At 62.8% G+C, this 688-nt stretch carries 2 protein-coding genes; both read left to right on the top strand.

Annotation, left to right across the window (positions count from 1 at the left end):
* Positions 1-2: 2 nt before the first annotated feature.
* Positions 3-257: a hypothetical protein gene (locus tag CF70_RS18940; protein ID WP_035867894.1), complete on the top strand. Its 255-nt coding sequence runs from the start codon at positions 3-5 to the stop codon at positions 255-257.
* A gap of 84 nt (positions 258-341) precedes the next feature.
* Entirely contained in the window at positions 342-656 is a 315-nt protein-coding gene (locus CF70_RS18935) for a hypothetical protein (RefSeq protein ID WP_081862236.1), read from the top strand.
* Positions 657-688 lie beyond the last annotated feature (32 nt).

The raw sequence follows: 688 nt of genomic DNA, 5'->3' as shown, positions 1-688 counted from the left end.
CCATCATCGTGCGCGACCTCGCCCTGACCCAAGAACTCGACAGCAAGTCCATGACCGCGGTGCGCGGCGGAAATTCCTGGCTGCAAGGACTGGGCCCTGTGGCCAACGTCAATGTCAACGTCAACCAGAACATCGCCCAGCTGCAAAGCATCAACGTGAACACGCTCAACAACGTCGGCGTGATCGGCTCCGGCTTCGGCCCGCTGAGCATCGACGTCAACCCGTCGCAATGGGCCGCCACCCACGCCAAGGTTTGAACGAAATGCGCCAGGCTCCGTGGAAACCCCTGCGGTTTCCACGGCCGTTGCGCATGCAAAGGCAGTGCCTCGGAGGTAAAACCCGTGGCCTATACTGATCTGGATGGGCTTGCCGCATCACCCGCACCCACCCGGCGAGCGCTGGACAACCCGGCCCTCGCCATCAAGCAGGAGGAAGTCATGGCCGTCATCGTCATCAAGGATTTGCCAGACAGCGTGGATCTCGACAAGGAAGCCATGGTGGCAATCACAGGCGGCGCGAGAGTTCGCGCCGGGCATGCATGGACGCCCCGCAAGGCAGGGGGAGGCATGCGCGTCATCAGCTATCCGGGGGGCTTTCCAGGCCAGCCGCTGGCAGGTACGCAGGAGCGGCCGGCCGGGGACATCAAGCGCAAGTAAGCAGAATCAGAAGCGCAAGGCAGCGATATTCT

This window comes from Cupriavidus sp. SK-3, from assembly GCF_000611145.1.
Taxonomy (GTDB): domain Bacteria; phylum Pseudomonadota; class Gammaproteobacteria; order Burkholderiales; family Burkholderiaceae; genus Cupriavidus.
This window is presented reverse-complemented; position numbering and strand designations above follow the sequence as displayed.